Origin of the sequence: Streptomyces sp. NPDC046915, assembly GCF_040644935.1 — a bacterium.
GTDB lineage: Bacteria > Actinomycetota > Actinomycetes > Streptomycetales > Streptomycetaceae > Streptomyces.
In genome coordinates this window covers 490,065-515,305 of sequence record NZ_JBEYXB010000004.1, presented here as the reverse complement: position 1 = coordinate 515,305, position 25,241 = coordinate 490,065, and the positions used below count along the sequence as shown (strand labels likewise).

Below are 25,241 nucleotides of genomic sequence, written 5' to 3'. Positions count from 1 at the left end.
ACGTGGACGCGTGCCCGGCCCGCGTGGGGCGGGACGGCACGGAACGACGCGCGGGCACACCGGACCGGTGGCACGGCCCGGGGCGGCAGTCAGTTTCGCGCCGCTCCGGCGAAGCGGACGGTCGTCACTTCCGCCGTCCCGGACGCACCGGGTGGACGCAGCGAGAACTCAGTCGCGCCACGAGGAACGCGTGCGCACGACCATGGGCCTGCCACTCGGGTCAGGGACGCGTGCGGGTGAAGGCCTGCTGACGAAGTACGGACGAGGCGTGGCCGTGGGCGCACGGCCTCCCGGTTTCGCGCATGAGTGGATCTCCCCGTTTGTCGTGTAGGCGAGCGACGGCCGGAAGCGACACCACGGACAACCGGACGGCACACCTTCGCTGTCCGGGATATTGCTATGCGCAAACGGCGCCTGTCAACGATCGTTGAAGATGCCAGAAGCTCATCGTTGAGCGCCCGGCTCGTGGTGCGTAGGCTGATCGGTCACAATGCATCAGCCCCCTCCGCCTGCCCGGGAGTTGCGTCAGTGGAACCTGTGCCGTCTCTGCGCGAGGCGCTCGAACGCCTCGACGCGGTCATCCAGGAGCGGGGCCTGAAGCGACGCGATCTGCTCGACCCCGAGGCACTCTCGGCCCGGACCGCCCTGCCCGTCACCACCGTCCGCCTCCTGCTCCAGGGCGGCGACCCGCCGGACGAGGCCGTCGGCGAACGGGTCCGTGCCCGCATACAAGCGCTGTCGGAGGCGCGGCTGGCGCGCAGCGGCGGGCGTATGTCGGAACTCACCGGCGACATTTCGCGGCGTCTGGGGGTCTCCGAGTACTGGGCGCGGCAGGTGTGCGACGGCAAGAAGGTGCCGAGCGTGGAGTTTCTGCACGGGCTCGTGAACTTCTTCGGTGTCCCGGGGGGCGAGGCCTTCTTCACCGCCCCGGCCGACGACGCTCTCCGGTACGCTCTGCTGCCCGTCCTGCGCCAACTGGAAGGTTCGGGGGAAGGTTACGTGGTGGCGTCCCCGCAGCATGCCCAGGAAACCCTGGAGGAGGTGCTGCAGCGTTTCCGATGTCTCAACGAGCATGAGCAACTCCAGGTGCTGATGCGGCAGTTCGGCGTCGATCCGCAGCTGATCGCGTTCCGCGGAGGTGACCGTCCCTCGCCCAGCCAGCTGGCCGCCCTGCTCATCCTCGCCCTCAGGGACGACGCATGAGACCGAGAGGACCACGAAAGCCGCCGCCTCCCAGGAGGTTCCTTCCCGGTCTCATCCGGGAGACCGTGAGCCGGCTGACGCTGCCGACCGAGCCGACGGCTTTCCTGCACGCGTTGTGCGCCACGCTCAGCCCGCGGCTCGACCGGCCGGTCCGGCTGAAGTTCCTGCGCTTCCCGCCCGGCCTCGACCTGTCCGGGATGACCTTCGCCAAGGACGACGAGTACGTGGTCGTGGTGGAGGACGGGGTGCCGGACGCCCACAAGTTCGTGATCGCCGGGCACGAGCTGGGCCACTGCTACTACGGGACCCTGGGCGTGCACTACGCGGCCGGGTTGCCGGCGGCGGCCCGCGGACTGCCGACCGGGCCGGACGAGGACATCTCCTGGGACCGTGTCGTCGCCCTGGCCACCCGCTCACCCGCCGCCGAAGACCCGGTGGCCGAGTGGGAGGCGGAGGAGTGCGGCCTGCGTCTGGCGGCGATGTTCCACAAGATCGTCGGCCCGCACGCGACCTCCAGCCGGCTGACGCAGGAGACGCTGACCGAGCGTCTGTCGTCGTCGCTGACCAACGTCGACGGGCTGTGATGCTCGGGAACACCACCGGCCACATCGCCGCCTACGCGGTCCCGGGAGCGCTGGCCGCGGTGGCGTTCGCGATCAAACTGCCGTTGCTGAGGCGAGCACGGCACGACCCGATCCTGCGGGCCACCGCCCTGTTGCTCGCCATCGGGGTGGTCACCTTCGTCTCGCTGCCTCCCCAACACCTGCACCGCATCAACGAGATCACCGGTGTGCCCAACTTCGCGGCGCCGTGGGCGTATTCGCTGATCACCGCCTACTGCGGGGCCTGCCTGTGGCTGGTCATCCTGTGGCGCAAGCCGCCCTCGCCCGGCCGACGGCGGCAGATCCGCCTGGTGTGGGCCGCGTACGCCGCGATCATCGCCGGTCTGTGGGTGACCTTCCTGCTCGGTGACCACCGTGTCGAACGGTTGCGTGACCTGGACACCTACTACGCCAACACTCCCTGGATGCGCGAGCACATCGTGCTCTACCTGCTCGCGCACACGGCGTCCAGTGTCGTCACCACCGTGATGCTGTGGGCCTGGTCCAAGGAGATCGACAAGGGCTGGGTACGCCGGGCCGTGGTGTGCCTGCTGCTGGCCTACGCGTTCGGATTCCTCTACGACGTGGCCAAACTCTGCGCCGTCGGCGCGCGCTGGGCGGGCTGGAACTGGGACTGGCTGTCCACCTACGCGGCACCGCCGTTCTCCGTCGCGGAGGCGTTCCTGGTCGCCGTGGGCTTCATCCTGGGTCAGCTCGGCCCCCTGGTCGAGGGCCGCCTGCACATGCGGCGCGCCTACCGCCGGCTCGAGCCCCTGTGGCGGCTCCTGCAGCCGGTCACCGCCTCCCCGGCGCCGACGACGGGCCGGGTCGGCGGCGCCGCGCTCCAACTGGAGCTGCGCAAGGCCACCATCAACGACGGCCTGCTCAGACTCACCCCGCACCTGAGCGACACGCGCCGGACACGGGCCCGCCGGGCAGCCCTGGCGGCCGGTCATCCGGAGCGGGCCGCGCGCGGTATCGCGGGCGCGGTGGACGTCCTCGTGGCCGTCGACGCCCTCCGGGCGGGGCGAGCGGCCACGGTGAACGGCCGGTCGTCCTCGCCCGGCGCCGCCCCGGACGGGGAGCTGGAAGCCATCGCCCGTGCGCTACGCCATCAGCGGTCGGCCGTGGAGACGTTCCACCACGAGGCGGCCGTGGCCGAGGGTTTCGGCCCACGGGCCTGACCCGCCCGGTCGGCGGCGAGGCGGCATCAGGCACCGAGGCAGCGTCAGCCGCGGGCGCAGACCGACGACAGCCAGGTCAGGCCGCCCTTCTTCCTGAGGGCTTCCAGGTCGCGCAGCAGCGAGTCCAGCCTGTCCGGCCGGGCCAGGAAGTCGATGGTGGCCTGGGCGAAGGCGTCGCGCACCGAGGGGGGCATGGCGTCGGAGGCGTCGAAGCAGTGCACGGCCCCCCGGTCGAGCAGGGTGGCGGCGAGCAAGCGGCGCTGCGCCCCCTTGTACGTGTTCACGTCCACCTCGTTGTTGACGGAGAACCCGGTCTCGACGCTGCTCCAGGCCTGCTGCGCCTCGGCGGAGGCCAGATAGCGGATCAGCTCCCTGGTCTGCGGGGTCTCGTGCAGCAGTGCGACCAGGTCGCCGGAGACCTCCCAGGAGCCGGACCCCGCCTTGCCGGTCAGCAGCGGTGAGGACGGCCCGTACTTGCCCTTCCCGTCCTTCCAGGCGTCCTCGGTGCCGACGAACGAGGCCTGGTGCTCCAGGCTGCACTGCGGCGGTTTCCTCGCGGCGCGCGCGGAGGCGTCCCGGTAGGAGGTCACCAGGGCTCGCCCCACGACCTTCTCGTCCCCGGCGCCGACCAGCCCGTGCCAGGTGTTCCAGGCCTTCTTGACCTCCTTGGAGTTCCAGGACAGCTGCCCGAGGGCCCACCGCTGGTACGTCCGCCAGCCGGCCTGCTGGAGCAGGATGTCCTCGATCCAGTCCGTGCCGGGCCAGCCGCTGGTCGCGCCGGAACCCATCCCCAGGCACCACTGACGCGGCTGCCGGGCGGCGTCGGCGCGCTGCTCGTCGCTCATGCTCCGGGGGGACCAGACGATGCTCTTGAGATCGGCCTTGAGCGGGAACCAGTAGACACCGCCGTCGAAGGTGGGGGTCCAGGACGTTCCGAAGCCGTCCTTGGGAATCAGCCCGTCGATGCGCTTGAGCTTGCCCTGCCGGTAATAGGAGGCGAGTTCGCCGGGCCCGGTGAGCACCACCACGTCCGGCGGGGTGCCCGCCTCCACGTCGGCGCTGAGCACCTGGCTCTCGGCCGAGCTGCCCTGGTAGTCGACGTGGATGTGGTGCCGCTTCTCGAAGGGGACGAGTACGGCGTCCTCGAACTTCTTCGCGTCGCCCAGCGTCCAGTTGGCCAGCAGGGTGACCGTCGGCTCGCGGCCGAAGTGCCGTACGCCCACGATCACGGCGGCCGCGATCAGGGCCAGGCAGCTCGCCACGAGGGTGACGGTACGCAGGAGGCGGCGGGACGGACCGGGCCGGCGGGCGGGGGCGGCCTGGGCTCGGCCGTCGTCGGGCGCGCTCACCGGGGCGTGAACCGGTAGTCGTTGATGTGGCGTCGCAGGCCCGCGTCGGCCAGTGCCATGAGCACGATCCCCCCTACCAGGATCCACACCGCCGCCGCCGCGCGGAAGCCGGTGTTCGACAGGTGGTCGGCGACCTGTTGCCCCACCTCGAGGCTGTCCCGGGGTGGCTTCGCCAGCCGTTGGTGCGTGTCCGCCATGCCCTCGTGCGTCCACAGGGTGAACAGCGCCAGGATCACGGTCCCTCCGGTCATCAGGGCCCCGGCCGCCAGCAGGGGCCTGCTGTACCGCCGCCGGAACCGCCGGCGCAGGAAGACCTGGGTCTCCAGCAGGGCGGCGGCCAGGGCGAGCACGAGCAGCAGGACGAGGCTCCAGCCGAGCCACAACGCCCAGCCGAACCGGGTCTGGCGGTTCACCAGGTCCTGCTGTTGACCCTGCAACGTGAGCAGCCGGGGCAGGATCCCCGTGTCCTTCCCGTCGTGCAGGATGCTGTGGGCATAGCTGAGGTACGCCTCCCGCAGCGGGCCGGTGTCCTGCTCGCGCAGCGCCTTCTGGACCATGCCGGTGTAGACGGTGATCAGTCCGGCGACCGTCTGGAGGGCCTGCCGGCCCGGCGCTCCGCCCTCCTCGTCGGCGGCGGCGACGGCCAGGCTCTGCGCGGCGACCGAGATCTGCGTCTGGAACGTGCTGCCGGAGGGGACGCGGGAGCGGGCCTCGTCGTCGGCCGCGCCGAGCGCGTGCCGGGCGGTGTCGATGGCCACGACGGCCGGCGCGCTCGAGGTCCGCAGCGGGCCCGCGTCGCCGTGCACCCCCTCGTAGGAGAGGAAGAGGACGAGGGTGAGCGCCGCGCTCAGCCCGAGCAGCAGCCGGTGGCGCAGGTTCAGCTCGCGGGCCGTCGTGCTGCCGTCGCTGTCGCCGCCGTCGCCGGTGATCCGGTCGAGGAGTCGGGACAGGGCGGCCGGTGCGGGGTGTCCGGCCGTGTCCAGGACCGGTGTCGTCTTCCTCATGCGGGCTCCCCGAGCGGCCTGCCGCATTCACCGCCGCAGAAGCGGGAGCCCGCCGGGCCGAGCCATTCGCAGTGCGGGCACTGGACGAGCTCGCCGACGCCGTCACCGGCCGGGCCGGGGTCGCCCGGGCCGGCGGCGGCGTACCCGGGTGCCTCCCCCGGTTCGGGCGGGGTGGTCACGGAGCTGGAGAGGATCAGGTGCTGCCAGTCGACGTGCTTGAGGTCGTCGCGGACGTGGACCTCGTGCGGCGGCGTGGCGTCCCGGTCGGCGACCCGCAGCAGTTCGTCCCGCATCCGGGTGTCGCCGAGCCGGTCCGCGAGCGACAGGGCCCTGGCGAGCTCCGCGCTCGCCCGCGCGCGGCCGTCCGCGCCCCGCAGCCAGGCCCGGTAGGCCTCCGCGACCGCCTCGTAGGACTGCTGGTAGAGCTGGTGGCGTGCCACACCGGGGTGGGGCCGGGAGACGTCGTCGGGGTTGTCGGTCCAGTTGACCAGGATGGGCTGCGGGGCGGGCAGCCGCACGGGTGAACCGGTCTCGGGTACCTGCAGTTCCACGGCGGCGAGTTGGAGGTCCTCGCCGAGTTCCCGGCCGGCGGGGTCGGCGGCGAGGACGACCTGGTAGTGCCGGATCTCGTCGGCCCAGCCCCGGGTGACGTACTCGGTGCCGCGCGTCTCCGGTTCGGCGCCGGCCGGCCGGAGTGTCTGTTCGCTCGGCACCACCTGCTTGACCTCCCGGATCTCGGTGCCCTGGGTGGGGACCAGCCGGATGCGCACCTCGGGGAGCGCGGTGCCCAGCAGTCGGTCCATCAACTCCTCATAGGCCGACGGGAGTTCGGCCTCGTCGCGGACCGCGGCCGCGTGCCCGTGCAACTGGTCGGCGACGCTCAGGAGAACCTCGGCGTCCCAGCCGTCGCCGATGCCCCAGGCGTCGCAGATGAACTGTCCGTCACAGGCACGGAGCACCTTCTCCAGCCGTTTCTCGGTCCGGTCGTCGTGCTCGTTGCGTCCGTCGGTGAGCAGCAGGACGTGTTTGACGGGCGCGTCCTGACCGTGGAGGAGCCGCCGGGCGAGGTCGAGCCAGGGGCCGAGGGCCGTACCGCCGTCCGCGTCCAGCATCCGTACGGCGTATTCGGCGCTCTCGCGCTCGCGCGGGTCCGCGACGGCCAGTGCCTCGGTGCCGGAGCCGGGATGGACCACGGTGGCGTCGAAGCGTCCGGACAGTACGGCGAAGGGGGTGCCGTCGGGGAGCAGCCGGATGGCGGCGACGGTGGCGTCCTTGGCCGCGTGGAGTTTGGTCTCGGGGTGGAGCATCGACTTCGAGGTGTCGACGATCAGTACTTCGGCGAGGGCGGCGCCGGTGCCCTCGCGCCGGCCGGACGCGGAGGCGTGGCCGCCGTCGCTGACCCCGACCTCGATGATGGCGTGCATCTCCGCGCGGCCGGGCGGGCCGGTGGACGCGGGCGCGGCGGACAGGTACTTGTTCTGGCCCACCTTCAGCGTCACCTCGACGGCACCGGCCTCGCTCGTCGCGGAACTCCCCGTTGAATTCACGCTCATCACAGCTCTTTCAGAATCTGGTCATCGGACGGACGGTGTTGGCCAGGTCCAGCAGCCGGCCGTGTTCGTCGGCGGTGTGCGCCTGTCCGGCCAGCTGCCGGAAGGACTGCTCGAGGAGTTCCGCGAGCGCCTGCCTGGTGCCGGAACCGAGCAGTGTCCCGGCCGGGAACTCCGGCCCCCAGCCCTGGCGCGGCCAGCGGTCGAGGACGTTCTCCCGGACCTCGGCGACCAGCCGGTCCCTGGACGCGCCGTCGCTCTCACCGCCGTCGAGGCGGAGCAGGGGCAGCCGCCGGGCCGCGTCCCTGAGGTCGGGCACGGACGGCGGGCGGCCCAGCAGGGTGCCGGTGCGGATGCGCACGGCGGCGATCCGGGCCCTGTCGTAGTGCCGTGAGGTGGAGGGGACGTCGTCGAGGACCGCCACGGCCTTGTCGCGTTCGCCGGAGGCCAGATGGCCGCGGGCCAGTCCGAAGGCGGCGGCGGTATGGGCGAAGTCCCGTTTCCACACAGCCTCGTAGAAGGTCATGGCCCGGGTCGTCCGGGCCTGCCGGTGGAGTTCGTCGTCCCGGTCCGCCCAGGCCTCGGCGTGCCGTTCCGCGCAGTAGCCGAGGGCGAGCTTGGGCACGTACTCGCCGGGCAGCGCCTGGAACACCGCGTCGAAGCACCGGTCGGCGCCGTCCACGTCCGAGCTGCTGAGGTGCAGGACGCCGCGGTGCCAGGCGATCCGCCAGTCGTAGCGGGCGTCCTGTTCGCCGAGTTGGGTCTCGGCCTCGGCGAGCCAGGTCTCGGCCTCGTCCTGCCGGCCGGCCCGCAGGTAGGCGCGGCACAGCCACAGCGCGGTCTCGGCGGTGCCGAGGCGGGACTCGCGCCGCCACTGCTCGGCGACCCGGTCCGGGGCGTCCGGCGGGAAGGTGTCCAGCAGCAGGGCGGCCCGGTCGTCGGGGTCCGGGACGGGCTGGGGCAGGGCGCCGGCCACCTCGGCGGCGGCTGGGGCGCTGAAGGAGAGCTCGCGCGGAGTGCCGTCGGGGCGGTTCGTCCAGTGGCCGAGTGAGGGGATGGCGCCCAGCCCGGCGTCGAGGGCGGCGTCGGTGGGCGAGAACCGGGTGGAGCTCTCGGGCAGCTGCTCGCCGAACTGGAGGGAGCGGAACTCCCGCAGCGCCTCCCAGAGTTGGCGGGACATCTCGGCCGCCGAGCGGAACCGGGCGAGCGGGTCGCGGTGGGTGGCCCGCTCGGTGATCAGCCGGAAGGAGTCCGGGGAGAGGCCGGGGGCGGGCTCGGTGCCGCGGGCCAGTGCTTCCAGGGTCACGCCGACCGTGTAGAGGTCGCTGTCGACGTGCCAGCCGCGCCGGTCTATCTCCGCCTGGGGCGGCGCGTACACGTCCGTGTACACGTAGGCGGAGGTGCGGTCGCCGATCGCCCGGACCGCGCCGAGGTCGACGACCTTGATCTCCCGTCCGAAGTGGATGACGTTCGCGGGCTTCATGTCGCAGTAGAGCAGCCCGCGTTCGTGCATGTACTGGAGGGCGCCGAGGATCTTGCACCCGTAGGTCAGCACGTGGTCGAGACGGGGGCGGCCCTTGAAGAGACGGGTGACGTCGTCGGAGTCGAAGAGCCGTTGCAGGGACCGGCCGGCGATGTAGTCCATGACCAGGTAGCCGGTGGGCGACCGGTCGGGTACCTGGTGTTCGGCGTAGGTGATGAGGCGGACGATGTCGGGGTGGTGCAGTTCGGTGAGCGAGCGCTGTTCCTCGACGGCGTTGCGGCGGGCCTGCGCGTCGTGGACGTTGATCAGGCCCTTGAGCACGACGTGCATGCCCTGCGCACGGGTGTCCGCGGCGAGGTAGACCCAGGAGAGGCCGCCGCCGGGGATGCAGCCGAGGATCCGGTAGTGGTCCATGACCTTGCGGCCCGGAATCAGTTCGGGCAGGAAGGAGTAGGGCGTGCCGCACCGCGGGCAGCGGCCGGTGGCCCGGGGCGGCTGGCCGCCGTAGCCGACGCCGACCGTCATGGTGCAGCCCTTGTAGCCGCAACGACGGCCCCCGGAGGGCGGTGCGGCTTCCTCTTCGAGGAGTTCGTCCAGCTCCGGGACCGGGACCTCGGGCAGGACGACCAGGCCGTGCTGGTCCAGGTCGCCGGTGCCGGCGACGGCGTGCACCGGGACCGGGGCGGGCGGCTCGCGGCGGCTCCGGACCGGGGCGCCCGACGTGGCGGGCCGTGGCCCGGGGTCCCGTTCGGCGGCCGGTGTCGCGGCACGGTGGCCGCAGGTGTCGCAGTAGCCGGTGGCCATGACGCGGCCCGCACAGCCGGGCCGGTTGCACGGCTTCATGAGGCCCCCTCCCCCCGCGCACCACCGAAGCCACGAAGGCCGCCGGCACCGCGCAGGCCCCGCAGCCCCTTGACGCCACGGGCGGCCGGGGACACCCCTGCCCTCGCCTCGTCGTGGGCCCGCGGGCCGTCCCCGCCGTCGCCCGGGCCCCCGCCGTCGCCCGGGTCCCCGCCGTCGCCCGGGTCCCGGCCGGAACCGGAGTCAGGGGCCGCCGGATCGCCGGGCTCGGGCGAGTCGTCCTCCCCCGCTGACCCGTCACCCGGGTCACGGCCGTCCCCGCCGTCGTACGGGACTCCGCCGTCGTACGGCACTCCGCCCTCGCCCTGCCGTCCGGACCCGAACGCGACGAACCGCTCGACCGCGGCCTCGGCCTCCTCGATGTCGCAGGGCCGACGGCGCAGCAGGCGGGAGGCGGTTTCGTAGAGCCGGTACGCCTCCATGTCGCGGGTGATGTCCGGTGGCCCGGACCGCTGCCGCCACAGCGCCCATATCCCGGCGACCCGGCCGCGCAGTTCGTCGTGGCGCAGGACGCGGGCGTCGAGGGCGCCGACGGCCTGCTCCAGGCGCCGTCTGCGGCGCCGGGCCGCCGCCTCGTAGGCGAACAAGTCCTCGGCGTGCCGCGGTTCGGGGACCGGGCGGGCGGCCACCTGTTCACGCAGGACGACGGTGCGCCGGAAGGCGTCGTCGGCCCGCGCGATCAGCTCCTCGGTGCCGGGCCGCGGCAGCACCCGGCCGAGGCGTTCGTGCAGGGCGGGGCCGAGCCGGTCGACGATCCGGTCGAGTTCGGCGCGCATCCTGCTCCAGCGGTCCGGCAACGGCACCCGTACCAGGGTCTCCTCGGCCTGTGCCAGGAGCCCGCCCCGCCTGCGGAACACCAGCAGCAGGCGTGCGCCCTGCTGGGCGAGCCGTTCCAGCAGGGCGAGCAGCCGCCCGGGTTCGGCCGCCAGGTCGACGCCCACCAGGACGGCGGCGAGCGGCGTGCGCGCCTCGGCGAGTTCCTCCGGCAGACCGCCCAGGGGATCCACGGGGGCGCCGAGCCGTTCCGTGATCCGCTCGGCGACCTGGGCGACCGTCAGGCCCTGGACGCCGAAGGCGAGGTCGTGGCTGCCGGCCGGGGGGACGGTGTCGGGCGGGTCGTCGGAGAACCGGCTGGTGTTGCGCCGGGTGCGCAGTTCGCGGTCAGCCAGCGTGATGGCCCGGCCCAGCGTCCAGGCCCGGCGGCCGCGGGACGGGACGACGGTCACCAGCACCGGCCAGCCCTCGCCGCGGAACCAGCCCGCCAGTTCGGTGGCGAACTCCACGTCGAGTTCGCCGGTGTCGTGCTTCGGGCGCAGCCCGGGGTCGACGGCGGACCGGCCGGCCGTCCAGGCGGCGACCTGCGGGAGGTGGCGCAGGACGGTCTCGGCGGGGCTCATGTACGTGAAGAGGGAGGCGTGGCCCTCGTCCACGCTGAGCACGATGCCGATGAGCCGGCCGGTCGCCAGGTCGACGACGCCTCCGCCGCTGAATCCCGGGCTGGCCAGTTCTCCCGGGGTGTCGGGGCGGAGTTGGACCTGGCCGTCCCGGCCCCGGCCCCCGACCACCGTGCCGCCGTGCCACCGGCCGCCGTCGTCGCCCACCGGGAAGCCGTACATGCGCACGCCCTGCCGCGAGGTGGCGAGGCGGAACAGCCGGGTGGCGTCCTCGGCGGGCCGGGGTTCGGCCAGGCGCAGCAGGGCGAGGTCTCCGGCGCGGTCGCCGAAGTCGTCCGCCTCCTCCGGGATCCACTCCCGCTCGCCGACGGTGGCGGTCACGGACGGGACGGTTCCCTCGGCCGCGCCGACGAAGCTGACGACGTAGGTCCGGTCCGGTTGGACGACATGGGCGCAGGTGAGCACCCGGTCGGGGCTCAGCAGCACCCCGGCGCCCACGACGTGTCCCTCCGCGTGGTGGATGCGGGCGATCCACCGCGGTGTGCGTAATTCCAGTTCGACGGCTTGCTCCCCCGTGCCTGCCATGTCTTGTGAGGTTACTCGCGATGACTCTCCGGTACCACTGATGTGCGCAGAGTCCCGACAGACGGGGGTGACGGCGGGCGACAGGGCGGGGGCGGGACAGGTACGGGGGCGCGGTCAGTGCGCGTGCAGGGCGTCGAGCACCTCGGCGTCGGTGAGCTGCCCGAAGTCCTCGTACCACTGGCCGACGGCGGCGAAGGAGGCCGGCCGGAGCAGGCAGACCACGTCGTCGGCCTCGCCGCGCAGTTGGTCGAGCGAGCCGGGGGCGCCGACGGGTACGGCCAAGACTACACGGGCGGGTGCCCGGCGGCGCACATGGCGCAGGGCGGCGCGTGCGGTGGAGCCGGTGGCCAGTCCGTCGTCAACGACGATCACGGTGTGTCCCGCGAGGTCGGGCGGCGGGCGGCCCTGCCGGTAGCGCTGCTCGCGGCGGTGGAGTTCGGCGCGTTCGCGTGCCACCACGGGGGCGAGTTCCTCCTCGCTCAGGCCCAGCCCGCGCAGGGTGTCCTCGTCGAGGAGCGGGGGATCGTCACCGGCGATCGCGCCGACGCCGAACTCCTCCTGGGAGGGTGCGCCGATCTTGCGTACGACGAGCACGTCGAGGGGGGCGTCGAGTTCCCGGGCGACCTCCTCGGCCACCGCGACGCCGCCGCGGGGCAGGGCCAGGACGACGGGGTCGGGCAGAGTGCCCTGCTCCTGCATGGTGCGCAGCCGTACGGCCAGTTCCCGTCCGGCCTGCCTGCGGTCCTGGAAGCGCATGGGTCTTCCTCTCCGGCGCGGCTCGGTCCTCTCCCTCCATGGTGACCGGAAACCCCTCCGGGCGAGACTCTCGAACATATGCTCTATACACTGAGTGTATAGTCCGCCCATGCTTCTTTCGACCGACAAGCTCTCGACCAACAAGATGCAGAGACGGGCGCCCCGGTTCCGTCTCACCGCGGCGGCCTCGGCCGCCGGTCTGGCCCTGGTGCTGACCGGCTGCGCGGACGTGGACGCCACCAGCCCCGGCGCCGCCCGCACCCAGGCGGCCGGTGCCCCGGCCCGGTTCGGCACCGTCGACTGCCGCGAGGCAAAGTGCATCGCGCTCACCTTCGACGCCGGGCCCAGCGAGAACTCGGCCCGGCTGCTGGACATCCTGAAGGAGAAGAAGGTCCCGGCGACCTTCTTCCTGCTCGGCAAGCGGCACATCGAGAAGTACCCGGAGCTGGTGAAGCGGATGGCGGCCGAGGGCCACGAGGTCGCCAGCCACACGTGGGACCACAAGATCCTGACCCGGATATCGGACGCGCAGATACGCGAGGAGCTGAAGCGGCCCGACGACGCGATCGAGCGGCTGACCGGGCACAGGCCGACGCTGCTGCGTCCGCCGCAGGGCCGTACGGACGCGAATGTGCACAAGATCGCCAAGGCGGAGGGCCTGGCGGAGGTGCTGTGGAGCGTCACCGCGAAGGACTACACGACCACCGACTCCGCGCTGATCACCAAGCGCGTCCTCGCGCAGGCCTCCCGGGACGGGATCATCCTGCTGCACGACATCTACAAGGGCACCGTGCCCGCCGTGCCCGGCATCATCGACGCGCTGAAGGAGCGCGGGTACGTGTTCGTGACCGTGCCCCAGCTCCTCGCGCCCGGGAAGGCCGAACCGGGGAAGGTGTACCGGCCGTAGGGCTGTTCGCACGGGGATTGCGCCGTCCGCGTGATCCGGCGGCCGATGTGCCACTGGCCCGGCCCGCTTCCCTACGATCGTGCCGTGGTCAACTTCCTCCTCGAACGCACGGCACCGCTCCCCATCGACGAGGCGTGGCGCCGGCTCACGGAGTGGTCCCGGCATGCCGACGCCGTCCCGCTGACCCGGATCACCGTGGTCACGGACCCGCCGACCCGTCAGGGCACGCTGGTCGTGGCCCGTTCGGGGATCGGGCCGCTCGCCATCGACGATCCCATGGAGGTCACCGTCTGGCGCCCGCCGCGGGACGGCGAGCCCGGACTGTGCCGCCTGGTCAAGCGGGGCCGCGTGGTGCTCGGCTGGGCCGAACTGGAGGTACGGCCGGGACCGGGCGGCCGTACCCGGGTGGTGTGGCGGGAGGAACTGCGGGTCCGCTGGCTGCCCTCCGCCTTCGACCGCCCCCTGGCCGCGACGGCCCGGACGGTGTTCGGACGGGCCGTCAACACCTTGCTGCGCAGCCCGTGACGGACGGGGCGGCCCGGACTGTCGTCGACCCGCGGCGCCGGGACGACCGGTTCACCGCCGGGCGCGGCTCCCGCCGGATCGATGCGCACAGGACGCGGCCGCCCGCCCCGGCCGTGCTGCCGCGGCGCGGGGAGGGTTGCCGGACGGGCCGTACGCGCGTGGTGTGCGCAGCCCCTGACGGACAGGACGGCCCCGACGGTCATCGGCCCGCGGCCCGTGCGGGAGGCTCGCGGCCGGGCGCGCCCGGCCGCGGTGTCGTGGTCGGGGCCGCGCCGGTCAGGTGCCGCCGGTTTCCCTCCGGCCTCGCCCGCAGGGGCAGGTGCCGGCCTCGGGCACCGTACGCCCGTGGTCGGCCGCCCTCCGGTGGTGCTCAGGCCACCGAACCGATGCGTCGGGTCGGGGCCGGGGCCGGGTCGTGGTGGATCGGGGTGTGTGCGCCGGTCAGTGAGACGCCGCTGCCGCCGCGCCGGTCGGCGACGATCTCCGCGGCGATGGACAGGGCGGTCTCCTCGGGTGTGCGGGCGCCGAGGTCGAGGCCGATGGGCGAACGCAGGCGGGCCAGTTCCAGCTCGGTGACGCCGACTTGGCGCAGGCGTTCGTTGCGGTCGAGGTGGGTACGGCGGGAGCCCATCGCGCCGACGTACGCGACCGGCAGTCGCAGCGCCAGCTTCAGCAGCGGCACGTCGAACTTGGCGTCGTGGGTCAGCACGCACAGGACCGTCCGGGCGTCCACCGGCGTCCGCTCCAGGTACCGGTGGGGCCAGTCGACGACGATCTCGTCGGCCTCGGGGAAGCGGGCCGGCGTCGCGAAGACGGGACGGGCGTCGCACACGGTCACGTGATGGTTCAGGAACTTGCCGACGCGGACCAGCGCCGAAGCGAAGTCGATCGCACCGAAGACGATCATCCGGGGCGGTGGGACCGACGACTCGACCAGCGCCGTCAGCGGAGCCCCGCAGCGGGAGCCCTGTTCGCCGATCTCCAGGGTGCCGGTGCGGCCCGCGTCCAGGAAGGCCGCCGTCTCGGCGGCCACCGTGCGGTCCAGCTCCGGGTGTCCGCCGAAGCCGCCCTCGGACGAGCCGTCCGCACGCACCAGCAGCGCCCGGCCCAGCAGTTCGGCCGGTCCGGAGACGATCCGCGCCAGCGCCGCCGCCTCCCCTCGCGCGGCGGCGGCGAGCGCGGCGGCGACCACCGGACGGACGGCGTCGCCCGCCCGTACCGGCACGACGAGGATGTCGATCACGCCGCCGCAGGTCAGGCCGACGGCGAAGGCGTCCTCGTCGCTGTACCCGAAGCGCTCGAGCACGGACTCGCCGTCCTCCAGCGCCTGCCCGCACAGCTCGTACACCGCGCCCTCCACACAGCCGCCGGAGACCGAGCCGATCGCCGTCCCGTCGGCGTCCACCGCGAGGGCGGCGCCGGGCCGGCGCGGGGCGCTGCCGCCGACGGCCACCACGGTGGCGACGGCGAAGTCACGGCCCTGCTCGACCCACCGGTTCAGCTCCTCGGCGATGTCCAGCATCTCTCGGTCTCCTTCAAGCGCTCGTGCGGCGGGGGTCCGACGGTCCGGCTAGTGCACGCCCAGCCAGCCCTCAATGGGATGGAGGGCGAAATAGACCAGGAAGATGCCTGTCAGGCCCCACATGAATGCCCCGAGCTCCCGGGCCTTGCCCTGAGCGGCCTTGATGGCCGTGTAGGAGACGACGCCGGCGGCCACGCCCGTGGTGATCGTGTAGGTGAACGGCATCAGCACGACCGTCAGGAACACCGGGACGGCGGTCGCCCGGTCGGCCCAGTCCACGTGCCGGGCGTTCATCAGCATCATCGCGCCGATGACGACCAGGGCGGCGGAGGCGACCTCCTGCGGCACGATCGCGGTGAGCGGGGTGAAGAACAGGCAGGCCGCGAAGAGCAGGCCGGTGACGGCGGAGGCCAGTCCCGTGCGGGCCCCCTCGCCCACCCCGGTCGCCGACTCGATGAAGACGGTCTGGCCGGAACCGCCCGCCACACCGCCGATCGCGCCGCCGGCGCCGTCGATGAACAGCGCCTTGGACAGGCCCGGCATCCGGCCCTCGTCGTCGGCCAGCCCGGCCTCCGTGCCGACGCCGATGATGGTGGCCATCGCGTCGAAGAACCCGGCGAGGACGAGGGTGAAGACGATCATGCCGACGGTCATCGCGCCGACCTGTCCCCAGCCGCCGAACTCGACGTGCCCGAAGAGCGAGAAGTCGGGCATCGACACCGCGCTGCCGTGGAGTTCGGGGGCGCCGCCCGCCCACTGCCCGGGGTCGATGACGCCGAGGCCGTTGAGGACGGCGGCGACGGCCGTGCCGCCGACGATGCCGATGAGGATGGCGCCGGGGACGTTCCGGGCCTGGAGCATGAAGATCAGCAGCAGCGTGCCGGCGAAGAGCAGCACGGGCCAGCCCGCCAGTTCACCCGCGGGTCCGAGGGTGACCGGGGTGGCCTTGCCCTGGTGCACGAAGCCGGACTTGTAGAAGCCGATGAGGGCGATGAACAGGCCGATGCCCATGGTGATCCCGTGCTTGAGCGCCAGCGGGATCGCGTTCATGATCATCTCGCGCAGACCGGTGACGACCAGCAGCATGATGACCGCGCCGTACACCACGCACATCCCCATGGCCTGCGGCCAGGTCATCTCCGGCACGACCTGCGAGGACAGGACACCGGAGACGGAGAGGCCGGCGGCGAGCGCGAGCGGCACCTTGCCGACGAAACCCATCAGCAGCGTGGTGCAGGCCGCCGCGAACGCGGTCGCGGTGATCAGCGCCTGCTGCCCGAGCGTGTCCCCCGCCGCGTCCTTGCCGGACAGGATCAGCGGGTTGAGCAGCAGGATGTACGCCATCGCCATGAAGGTGGTGACGCCGCCGCGGACCTCGCGCGCGACGGAGGATCCGCGCCGGGATATGTGGAAGTACCGGTCGAGCCACGACCGGCCGGCCGGGACGCGGGTTCCCGCGCCCGCGTCCTCGGCGGTGGTCGTCGGCTCCAGGGACTGCTGGGCCATGGGTCATCTCCCAAGGTTCATAGGGACACCCGCGAAGCCTCCCGGCGATCACGGGATTTGGGATGTGGACGACCCGGGGGACGGCCCGAGACGAACAAAGGAACCGGGGGACGAAGCCCCCCGGGAGTCACGCGGTTCCGGTGAGGTGCTCGGGCCGGACCGGCGTGCGGTTCAGCTCCAGCCCGGTCGCGTTCCGGATCGCCGCGAGGACGGCCGGGGTCGACGACAGGGTCGGGGCTTCGCCGACGCCGCGCAGCCCGTACGGGGCGTGGTCGTCGGCGAGTTCGAGAACGTCGACCGGGATGGTCGGCGTGTCGAGGATGGTCGGGATCAGGTAGTCCGTGAAGGAGGGGTTCTGGACCTTCGCCGTCTTCGGGTCGACGATGATCTCCTCCATCACGGCCACGCCCAGGCCCTGGGTGGTGCCGCCCTGGATCTGGCCGATGACCGACAGCGGGTTGAGCGCCTTGCCGACGTCCTGCGCGCAGGCCAGCTCGACGACCTTGACCAGGCCGAGCTCGGTGTCGACCTCGACGACGGCGCGGTGCGCGGCGAAGGAGTACTGGACGTGCCCGTTGCCCTGGCCGGTGCGCAGGTCGAAGGGCTCGGTCGGGCGGTGCCGCCACTCGGCCTCGACCTCGACGGCCTCCCCTTCCAGCACGTCCACCAGGTCGGCGAGGACCTCGCCCGCGTCGGTCACGACCTTGCCGCCCTCCAGGAGCAGCTCGGCGGTGGCCCAGGCGGGGTGGTACGTGCCGAACCGGCGGCGGCCGAGGTCCAGGACCTTCTCGCGCACCAGCTCGCAGGAGTTCCTGACGGCGCCGCCGGTGACGTACGTCTGACGCGACGCGGAGGTCGAACCGGCGCTGCCCACCTGCGTGTCGGCCGGGTGGATGGTCACCTGGGCGACGCCCAGCTCGGTCCGGGCGATCTGGGCGTGGACGGTGACGCCGCCCTGGCCGACCTCCGCCATCGCCGTGTGCACGACGGCGACCGGCTCGCCCGCGATGACCTCCAGGCGGACCTTGGCGGTGGAGTAGTCGTCGAAGCCCTCGGAGAAGCCGACGTTCTTGATGCCGACCGCGTAGCCCACACCGCGTACGACGCCTTCGCCGTGCGTGGTGTTGGACAGACCGCCGGGCAGCTGCCGTACGTCGGCGCCCTCGCTGCTCTCCCACTGGCGCTCCGGCGGCATGGGCATCGCCTTGACGCGGCGCAGGAGTTCGGCGACGGGGGCGGGCGAGTCCACCGGCTGCCCGGTCGGCAGGAGCGTGCCCTGCTCCATCGCGTTGAGCTGCCGCAGCTCCACCGGGTCGATGCCGAGCCGCTTCGCCAGCTTGTCCATCTGCGCCTCGTAGGCGAAGCACGCCTGGACCGCGCCGAAGCCGCGCATGGCGCCGCACGGCGGGTTGTTGGTGTAGAGGGCGATGGCCTCGATGTCGACGTCGTCGACCCGGTACGGGCCGATGCCGAGGGAGGAGGCGTTGCCGACCACGGCCGGGGAGGCGGAGGCGTACGCGCCGCCGTCCAGCACGATGCGGCACCTGACGTGGGTGAGCCTGCCGTCCTTCGTCGCGCCGTGCTCGTAGTAGAGCCGGGCGGGGTGGCGGTGGACGTGGCCGAAGAAGGACTCGAAGCGGTTGTAGACGATCTTGACGGGCTTGCCGGTGCGCAGCGCGAGCAGACAGGCGTGGATCTGCATCGACAGGTCCTCACGGCCGCCGAACGCGCCGCCGACACCGGCCAGCGTCATGCGCACCTTCTCCTCGGGCAGGCCGAGGACGGGCGCGATCTGGCGCAGGTCGGAGTGGAGCCACTGGGTCGCGATGTAGAGGTGGACGCCGCCGTCCTCCTCCGGCACGGCGAGGCCGGACTCCGGGCCGAGGAAGGCCTGGTCCTGCATGCCGAAGTAGTACTCGCCCTGCACGATCACGTCCGCCCTTTTGGCGGCCTCCTTCGCGTCGCCGCGGACGATCGGCTGGCGGTGGACGATGTTCGGGTGCGGGACGTGGCCGATGTGGTGGTCGGTGCGGTTCTCGTGGACGAGGACCGCGTCCGGGGCGGTCGCGGAGGCCTCGTCGGTGATGACCGGCAGCTCGCGGTACTCGACCCTGATCTTGGCGGCGGCGCGGCGCGCGGTCTCCGGGTGGTCGGCGGCGACGATCGCGACCGGCTCGCCGTGGTGGCGTACCTTGCCGTGGGCGAGGACCGGGGTGTCCTGGATCTCCAGGCCGTAGTTCTTCACGTCGGTCGGCAGGTCGTCGTACGTCATCACGGCGTACACGCCCGGCGTCGCGAGGGCCTCGCCCGTGTCGATGGAGACGATCTCGGCGTGGGCGACCGTGGAGCGCAGGATCTGGCCCCAGAGCATGTCCTCGTGCCACATGTCGGACGAGTACGCGAACTCGCCGGTGACCTTGAGGGTGCCGTCGGGGCGGAGCGTGGACTCGCCGATGCCGCCCTTGGTCCGGGTGCCCTGGGTGAGCTTGGTGGGAGCGCCGTTGGTGGGCATCAGACAGCCTCTCCCTGCCGGGCGGCCGCCAGGCGGACCGCGTCCATGATCTTCTCGTAGCCCGTGCAGCGGCACAGGTTCCCCGACAGGGCCTCGCGGATGTCCTCGTCGGTCGGGTCCGGGTTGCGCTCGAGCATCTCGTCGGCGGCGACCAGCAGGCCCGGGGTGCAGAAGCCGCACTGGACGGCGCCGGCGTCGATGAAGGCCTGCTGGATGGGGGAGAGCGCCGCGCGCGGGGACGGGCCGGTGCCTTCGCCGGTCCGGGAGTCGGTGCCCTCGGCCCGCCAGGCCTTGGCCTCGTCCAGCGAGGTCCCGCGGGAGTCGCCGCGGGCCCGCTGCTCGGCGTGGTCGGCCAGCCCCTCGACCGTGACGACGTCCCGGCCCTCCACCTGACCCGCCGCCACCAGGCAGGAGCACACGGGCACACCGTCGAGCCGGACCGTGCAGGACCCGCACTCCCCCTGTTCGCAGGCGTTCTTGGACCCTGGCAGGCCGAGCCGCTCGCGCAGCACGTACAGCAGGGACTCGCCCTCCCACACGTCGTCGGCTTCCTGCGGGCGTCCGTTGACGGTGAAGTTGACACGCATTACGCGACTCCCTCCGAGCTGCGGCGGGTGCCGCGGTACGACTCCCAGGTCCAGGTGAGCGTCCGGCGGGCCATGACGCCGACCGCGTGGCGGCGGTAGCTCGCCGTGCCCCGGACGTCGTCGATCGGGTTGCAGGCGGCGGCGCACAGGTCCGCGAACCGCTTGGCGACCGACGGGGTGATGATCTTGCCGTTGTCCCAGAAGCCGCCCTCTTCGAGCGCCGCGTTCAGGAACTCCTCGGCGGTCTTCGCGCGCACCGGGGTGGGCGCGGCCGAGCCGATGCCGGTGCGGACCGTGCGGGTCCCGGGGTGCAGGGCGAGGCCGAAGGCGCAGACCGCGATGACCATGGCGTTGCGGGTGCCGACCTTGGAGTACTGCTGGGGACCGTCGGCCTTCTTCACCCGCACCGCGCGGATCAGCTCGTCGGGCGCCAGGGCGTTGCGCTTCACGCCGGTGTAGAACTCGTCGATCGGGATCAGCCGGGAGCCGCGCACGGACTCGGCCTCGACCTCGGCGCCCGCCGCGAGCAGCGCGGGGTGGGCGTCGCCGGCCGGGGAGGCGGTGCCGAGGTTGCCGCCGACGCCGCCGCGGTTGCGGATCTGGGGGGAGGCGACCGTGTGCGAGGCGAGGGCCAGGCCGGGCAGCTCGGCGCGCAGGTTCTCCATGATCTGCGTGTAGGGCACCGAGGCTCCCAGCCGCACGCTGTCCTCGCCGGTCTCCCATTCGTAGAGATCACCGATGCGGTTGAGGTCGAGGAGGTACTCGGGCCGGCGGTGGTCGAAGTTGATCTCGACCATCACATCGGTGCCGCCCGCGATCGGCACAGCGGTGGGGTGCTCGGCCTTCGCGGCGAGCGCCTCCTCCCAGCTGGCGGGGCGTAGGAAGTCCATGACCGGCTCTCTTCCTGGTCTCGAGGTCATACGGTTCGAGCCAGATCGGGTGCGGCGGGCCCGGCTCGTTCATGTGGTGTTCACGCTGAACGGGCTCAGTACACAGCGCTGTGCTCCGGCCGGGTCAGTCACGGAAACCATGAAGGAGTTGGCTGGCCAGGGCAGGCATCTTGTAGATTCGTATGAACGGAGGCTCTCAGTAACCTCCTCGTTTTTCCGAGGAAACGTCAGCGGGCCCGCGCCCCACGAGGCCCTCCGAGATCCATCGTAGATTTCGAGACAGAGAACGGCGGACGAGAATGCGGCTGCGCGCACTGCTGGACACCGATGCGCTGGGCCTGAGGCTGCTCGGCGGCGAGGACGAGCTGGACCGCACCGTCCGGGGCGTGATGACCACCGACCTGCGCGACCCCAGCCGCTACCTCTCCGGCGGCGAGCTGGTGCTGACCGGGCTGGCCTGGCACCGGGACGCCGCGGACTCCGAGCCGTTCGTACGGATCCTGGTGCAGGCCGGCGTGGCCGCGCTCGCCGCCGGCGAGGCCGAGCTCGGGGACGTCCCGGACGACCTGGTGGTGGCCTGCGCGCGGCACCGGCTGCCGCTGTTCGCGGTGCACGAGTCGGTGGCGTTCGCGACGATCACCGAGCACGTGGTACGGCAGGTCTCCGGCGAGCGGGCCGGGGATCTCGCGGCCGTGGTGGACCGGCACCGCCGGATGATGACCGCGGGCCCGGCCGGCGGCGGTCCGGACGTCGTCCTGGACCTGCTCGGCTCGGACCTCGACCTGCGGGCCTGGGTGCTGTCGCCGGCCGGGCGTCTCATCGCCGGCCCCAAGACCGGGGGCCCGGCGCTGCCGGCCGAGGCGTGCGCCCGGCTGGCCGCCGAGCACCTGGCCGCCGTGCGCACCGGCCGCCGGGGGCCGCACCGGCTCACGCTGGGGTCCACGACGTACTCGCTCTTCCCGATCCGCAGCAGCGGCCGCTCCCCGCAGGCCGCCCGGGACGTACGCGAGACGGTGCTGTCGGACTGGCTGCTGGCGGTCGAGGCCGACGCCGGGGACTGGCCCGGGGAGCGGCTCGACCTGTTGCAGGGCGTCACCCAGCTGATCGCGGTGGAGCGGGACCGGCGGGACGCGGCCCGCACGGTCCGCAGGCGGCTCGCCCAGGAGGTCCTGGAACTGGTGCAGACGGGCGCGGCGCCCGCCGAGATCGCCGCCCGGCTGAGGGTCGCGGCGCCGGTCCTGCTGCCCGGCCTCGGCGCGGCCCCGCACTGGCAGGTGGTGGTGGCCCGGGTCGAGTGGGAGGGCGGCGCGGTCGAGGGCGGGCCGGTGGCCCAGTCGCTGCTGGAGGAGATCCTGGTGGACCCGCAGGCGACCGGCCCGGAGCCCTCCGACCGGATCGCCGTCGCGCACACCGGTGACGAGGCGATCGCGCTGGTGCCGCTCCCGGCCGTGTCCGCCGAGCACGACGGCTCGGAGGCGGGGATACTCGCCGACGCGCTCCTGGAGTCCGTACGGGCCCCGCTGTCGGCCGGGCTCGAGGAGGACGGGCGGGTCACCCTCGGCGTCAGCGCGGCCGTGCACTCGGCGGAGGGGCTGCGCGGGGCGCTGGAGGAGGCGCGGCACGCGCGGCGGGTGGCGGCGGCTCGGCCGGGCCGGGTGTCCGCGGCGGGGCACCAGGAACTGGCCTCGCACGTACTGTTGCTCCCCTTCGTCCCGGACGACGTCCGCCGGGCCTTCACCGCGCGGCTGCTGGACCCGCTGCGGGACTACGACCGCCGGCACCGGGCGGAGCTGATCCCGACGCTGGAGGCCTTCCTCGACTGCGACGGTTCCTGGACGCGCTGCGCGACGCGGCTGCACCTGCATGTCAACACGCTGCGGTACCGGGTGGGCCGGATCGAGCAGTTGACGGGGCGTGATCTGTCGCGGCTGGAGGACAAGCTCGATTTCTTCCTGGCACTGCGGATGAGCTGAGCGCGGGAAGTGGTCGCGGAGGAGATCACTCCCGTCACTTTGTGAAAAGTTTCACCCAGCCCCTTGGCCCGGCCCGTCGATTGGTGCTGGAATGCGGCCACCACTCACAAGCTCGATGGCGTGCTCGGGGAGGGCAACGTGGCGTATTCCGCCATGTCTGGTAACGGAACGACCGCCGGTGACGATCCACTCCAGACGGCGGTATGGCGGTTGCGCTCGCGGGCCTGCTGGGCCGACGCGGCGGCCCTGCTCCCGCCGGACAGCGCGACCGCCGCGCTGCAACGGGCCGGGCTGCTCGTCGAACGGTGCCTCTACACCGAGCGGGGGTGGGAGGAGGCCGAGGACGCGCTGCGTACCGCCGAGGCGCTGGCGGGCGGTGACGAGGAACGGGGGGCCGCCGCCTGCGAGCGGGGGCAGCTCGCCTACGCGGCCACGCTGCACGGGGTGCGCGACCGGGCCGACGAGGCGCGGGCCGCGCTCGGGCGGGCCGCCGCGCTGATCGCGCCGGACGCTCCCGGCCGGGCCCTGCTGGACTTCCGGCGGGGGCTGCTCGCCGAGAACCTGGCCCGCTCCCCGCAGGCGGCCCGTGCCGCGTACCGCCGCGCCCACGCGGGCGCCGCCGCGTACTCCGATCCGCTGCTGCTGTCCTTCACCTGGCGGCACCTGGCCGGACTCGCCCTGCGGGAGGGGGAGCTGGCGGAGGCCCGGCACGGCTTCGCCGAATCCCTGCGGATCAGGGAGGAGTTGGGCTACCTGGTCGGCACGGCCCCGGCCCTGGCCTCCCTGGCCGACACCGAGACCGAGCCGGAGGCTTCGCGCCTGCGGGATGAGGCCCGGCGGTTGTTCCGGCTGCTCGGCGGCGTACCCACGTGGCTGGCACGGCAGTTGGCCCCGCCGGCGCCGGGGGCGGCCACAGCCTGAGCGTCACCTCAGAGGAAACTGAGAGGTTCCTGTGCCAGGCTGGCGCGCCCGACCGGCGGAGGAACCCCCCGATGAGCCTTGTCAACGGCCTGCCCGCGCACGTCCTGCTCGTCCATGTCGTCGTCGTCCTGGTCCCGCTGACCGCGCTGGCCCTGGTGGCGTGCGCGGTGTGGCCACGGGCCGCCCGGCGCCTCGGCCCGCTGCTGCCGCTGCTCGCCCTCGTCTCGCTCGTCAGCGTGCCGCTGACCACGCAGGCCGGCGAGTGGCTGGAGCGGCACGTCGACAGCGATGCCCTGGTACGGCGACACACCGAACTGGGCGACGGGCTGCTGCCCTGGGTGCTGGGTCTCCTCGTCCTGGCGACGGCCGTGTGGTGGGCGGCACGAAGGCCGGCCGCCGCGGCCGCGACCGACGCGGACGCCGCTGCGACGGACACCGGCCGCTGGTCGGCCCTGCCCGTGCGGATAGCCGTGGCCGTGCTGTCGCTGGCCGTGGCCGCGGGCGCGGTAGTCGACGTCTACCGCATCGGCGACTCCGGCGCGAAGGCGGCCTGGCACGACGGCTTCTCCAAGTCCACGAGCGACGGCTCCTGACCTGCCCCGGGCCCACACGTCCCGGCCCACAGCCGACACCGCTTCGACGGCCGCCGACCGGCCCCCGCCCGTGCGGATCGCCGCGGCGGGGCGGCCGCGAAGGCGGCCCGGGGCGGCTTCTCGAAGACCGCGAGCGACGGCCCCTGACCGGGACCGGGACCACACATCCCGATCCACGACACTTCGGCCGACACCTGGCGCCGACCGGGCCCCGCCCGTGCCAATCGGCCGCAACCGGGCCGCCGCGAAAGCAGCCTCGGGCCGCTTCTCGAAGACCGCGAGCGACGGCCCCTGACCGGGACCGGGACCGCACATCCCGACCCACGACCCACGACACTTCGGCCGACACCGGGCGCCGACGGGGCCCCGCCGGGAGGCCGCTCAGGCCGCGCCCGTGAAGTGCTCTCCCACCAGGGACCGTACGACGGTCAGGTCGCGTGCGATCAGGGCGTCCAGCAGGGCCGTGTGTTCGGACGCGTCTGCCAGGAGGTCGGCTCGGGCGGGGCGGGCGGGGCCGCCGACCAGGGGCCACTGGGCGCGCCGGTGCAGGTCCTCCGCGATGTGGACGAGCTGATCGTTCCCGGAGAGGCGCAGCACCGCCCGGTGGAAGGCCCGGTCGGACTCCGCGTACGTCGCCCGGCAGCCGGAGGACGCCGCGCGGACCGTGTCCTCGGCCAGCGGCCTGAGCTCGGCCCAGTGTTCCGCGGGCACCGTGCGGGCGAGCCGCAGCATCACCGGTACCTCGATCAGCGCGCGCACCTCGGCGAGTTCCGCGAGTTCCCGCGCGCCCCGCAGCACGACCCGGAAGCCCCGGTTGGGCACGACCTCCACCGCGCCCTCGAGCGTGAGCTGCTGCATGGCCTCCCGCACGGGCGTCGCGGAGACCCCGAACCGTTCCCCGAGGGCCGGCGCGGAGTACACCTCGCCGGGCTTCAGGTCGCCGGCCACCAGCGCGTGGCGCAGGGCGTCGAGGATCTGGCCGCGGACCGAGGACCGCTGGACGGCGGGCCGGGAGTCCGGGACGGGCGGCTCGCCGTGCGTGTGCTCGCCGCGGGCGGCCGGGGAGGCCGGGGTGTCCCGCTGACGGTCCACGCCCCGCGCCCGGGGCTGCGGGGGTACCCGGACGTCGCCCCGGAGGTCCGGTGTCCCCGTGCCGCCGGAGTCCTGCACGCCCTGCTTCACGGGGTCCTCCTCCGGCTTGTCGGCACTTGGGGTCATTACGACGGGTTGTTACTCGTCCGTCAAGCACCTTAGGCGCAGGAAGCGCCAGTTCAAACTTCCCCGAGAGGTGAGTAAGGTAAGGCTTACCTCTTTAGCTTCACGATCGGCGGTAC

Annotated in this window: 20 protein-coding genes; 8 read left to right on the top strand and 12 right to left on the bottom strand. The window is 73.1% G+C overall.

Annotated features, from left to right (window positions below):
- Nucleotides 1–528: 528 nt before the first annotated feature.
- From ABZ915_RS13545 to ABZ915_RS13535, 3 genes are all read left to right on the top strand, one after another.
- Nucleotides 529–1,203 (top strand): hypothetical protein, encoded by a 675-nt coding sequence (locus ABZ915_RS13545; RefSeq protein WP_361800712.1) that lies wholly within the window; start codon nt 529–531, stop codon nt 1,201–1,203.
- A 65-nt stretch (nt 1,204–1,268) separates the two neighbouring features.
- The gene (locus ABZ915_RS13540; RefSeq protein ID WP_361800709.1) at nt 1,269–1,787 is read left to right on the top strand and encodes a hypothetical protein; all 519 of its coding nucleotides are present in this window, start codon (nt 1,269–1,271) and stop codon (nt 1,785–1,787) included.
- The gene (locus ABZ915_RS13535; protein ID WP_361800706.1) at nt 1,787–2,989 is read left to right on the top strand and encodes an MAB_1171c family putative transporter; all 1,203 of its coding nucleotides are present in this window, start codon (nt 1,787–1,789) and stop codon (nt 2,987–2,989) included. Before ABZ915_RS13540 ends, ABZ915_RS13535 begins: the two co-directional genes overlap by 1 nt.
- A gap of 44 nt (nt 2,990–3,033) precedes the next feature.
- Here ABZ915_RS13535 and ABZ915_RS13530 read toward each other — a convergent pair whose 3' ends face one another.
- The 6 genes from ABZ915_RS13530 to ABZ915_RS13505 all read right to left on the bottom strand — a co-directional run bounded on the left by ABZ915_RS13530 (nt 3,034) and on the right by ABZ915_RS13505 (nt 11,971).
- Entirely contained in the window at nt 3,034–4,338 is a 1,305-nt protein-coding gene (locus ABZ915_RS13530; protein WP_361800703.1) for an ABC transporter substrate-binding protein, read from the bottom strand.
- Complete coding sequence (locus tag ABZ915_RS13525; protein ID WP_361800700.1) at nt 4,335–5,342, bottom strand: hypothetical protein; 1,008 nt, start codon at nt 5,340–5,342, stop codon at nt 4,335–4,337. Before ABZ915_RS13525 ends, ABZ915_RS13530 begins: the two co-directional genes overlap by 4 nt.
- Nucleotides 5,339–6,895: a VWA domain-containing protein gene (locus ABZ915_RS13520; RefSeq protein ID WP_361800697.1), complete on the bottom strand. Its 1,557-nt coding sequence runs from the start codon at nt 6,893–6,895 to the stop codon at nt 5,339–5,341. Before ABZ915_RS13520 ends, ABZ915_RS13525 begins: the two co-directional genes overlap by 4 nt.
- A gap of 10 nt (nt 6,896–6,905) precedes the next feature.
- On the bottom strand, nt 6,906–9,218 hold the full coding sequence (locus ABZ915_RS13515) for a tetratricopeptide repeat protein (RefSeq protein WP_361800694.1): 2,313 nt from the start codon (nt 9,216–9,218) through the stop codon (nt 6,906–6,908).
- Nucleotides 9,215–11,215 (bottom strand): serine protease, encoded by a 2,001-nt coding sequence (locus tag ABZ915_RS13510; RefSeq protein WP_361800691.1) that lies wholly within the window; start codon nt 11,213–11,215, stop codon nt 9,215–9,217. The genes ABZ915_RS13515 and ABZ915_RS13510 overlap by 4 nt, the downstream gene beginning before the upstream one ends.
- Before the next feature lie 114 nt (nt 11,216–11,329).
- A complete protein-coding gene (locus tag ABZ915_RS13505; protein ID WP_361800688.1) occupies nt 11,330–11,971 on the bottom strand; it encodes a phosphoribosyltransferase in 642 nt (213 codons plus the stop codon).
- Between the two features lie 145 nt (nt 11,972–12,116).
- Here ABZ915_RS13505 and ABZ915_RS13500 point away from each other — a divergent pair, with 145 nt between their 5' ends.
- Together ABZ915_RS13500 and ABZ915_RS13495 are read left to right on the top strand one after the other, a co-directional pair.
- A complete protein-coding gene (locus ABZ915_RS13500; RefSeq protein ID WP_361801006.1) occupies nt 12,117–12,878 on the top strand; it encodes a polysaccharide deacetylase family protein in 762 nt (253 codons plus the stop codon).
- An 84-nt stretch (nt 12,879–12,962) separates the two neighbouring features.
- Nucleotides 12,963–13,403, top strand: a complete 441-nt coding sequence (locus ABZ915_RS13495) for an SRPBCC family protein (RefSeq protein ID WP_361800686.1) — start codon at nt 12,963–12,965, stop codon at nt 13,401–13,403.
- 370 nt (nt 13,404–13,773) lie between these two features.
- On the opposite strand, the gene ABZ915_RS13490 is transcribed toward ABZ915_RS13495, so the two are convergent.
- The 5 genes from ABZ915_RS13490 to ABZ915_RS13470 form a co-directional block, all read right to left on the bottom strand.
- The gene (locus ABZ915_RS13490) at nt 13,774–14,925 is read right to left on the bottom strand and encodes an XdhC/CoxI family protein (protein WP_361800683.1); all 1,152 of its coding nucleotides are present in this window, start codon (nt 14,923–14,925) and stop codon (nt 13,774–13,776) included.
- A gap of 48 nt (nt 14,926–14,973) precedes the next feature.
- Nucleotides 14,974–16,431: an NCS2 family permease gene (locus tag ABZ915_RS13485; protein ID WP_361800680.1), complete on the bottom strand. Its 1,458-nt coding sequence runs from the start codon at nt 16,429–16,431 to the stop codon at nt 14,974–14,976.
- A 127-nt stretch (nt 16,432–16,558) separates the two neighbouring features.
- The gene (locus tag ABZ915_RS13480) at nt 16,559–18,943 is read right to left on the bottom strand and encodes a molybdopterin cofactor-binding domain-containing protein (protein ID WP_361800677.1); all 2,385 of its coding nucleotides are present in this window, start codon (nt 18,941–18,943) and stop codon (nt 16,559–16,561) included.
- The gene (locus ABZ915_RS13475) at nt 18,943–19,530 is read right to left on the bottom strand and encodes a (2Fe-2S)-binding protein (RefSeq protein WP_361800674.1); all 588 of its coding nucleotides are present in this window, start codon (nt 19,528–19,530) and stop codon (nt 18,943–18,945) included. The genes ABZ915_RS13480 and ABZ915_RS13475 overlap by 1 nt, the downstream gene beginning before the upstream one ends.
- Nucleotides 19,530–20,420 (bottom strand): xanthine dehydrogenase family protein subunit M, encoded by an 891-nt coding sequence (locus ABZ915_RS13470; RefSeq protein WP_361800671.1) that lies wholly within the window; start codon nt 20,418–20,420, stop codon nt 19,530–19,532. The genes ABZ915_RS13475 and ABZ915_RS13470 overlap by 1 nt, the downstream gene beginning before the upstream one ends.
- A 299-nt stretch (nt 20,421–20,719) precedes the next feature.
- Between ABZ915_RS13470 and ABZ915_RS13465 the strand changes: the two genes are divergently transcribed.
- The 3 genes from ABZ915_RS13465 to ABZ915_RS13455 all read left to right on the top strand — a co-directional run bounded on the left by ABZ915_RS13465 (nt 20,720) and on the right by ABZ915_RS13455 (nt 23,907).
- Entirely contained in the window at nt 20,720–22,393 is a 1,674-nt protein-coding gene (locus ABZ915_RS13465; RefSeq protein ID WP_361800668.1) for a PucR family transcriptional regulator ligand-binding domain-containing protein, read from the top strand.
- Between the two features lie 153 nt (nt 22,394–22,546).
- Nucleotides 22,547–23,314 (top strand): hypothetical protein, encoded by a 768-nt coding sequence (locus ABZ915_RS13460; protein ID WP_361800666.1) that lies wholly within the window; start codon nt 22,547–22,549, stop codon nt 23,312–23,314.
- Nucleotides 23,315–23,385: 71 nt separating this feature from the next.
- Nucleotides 23,386–23,907: a DUF2231 domain-containing protein gene (locus ABZ915_RS13455; RefSeq protein WP_361800663.1), complete on the top strand. Its 522-nt coding sequence runs from the start codon at nt 23,386–23,388 to the stop codon at nt 23,905–23,907.
- 381 nt (nt 23,908–24,288) lie between these two features.
- Here the strand turns inward: ABZ915_RS13455 and ABZ915_RS13450 are convergent, their stop codons facing one another.
- Nucleotides 24,289–25,089, bottom strand: coding sequence for a GntR family transcriptional regulator (locus ABZ915_RS13450; protein WP_361800660.1), 801 nt, complete (start codon nt 25,087–25,089; stop codon nt 24,289–24,291).
- Nucleotides 25,090–25,241: the final 152 nt, after the last annotated feature.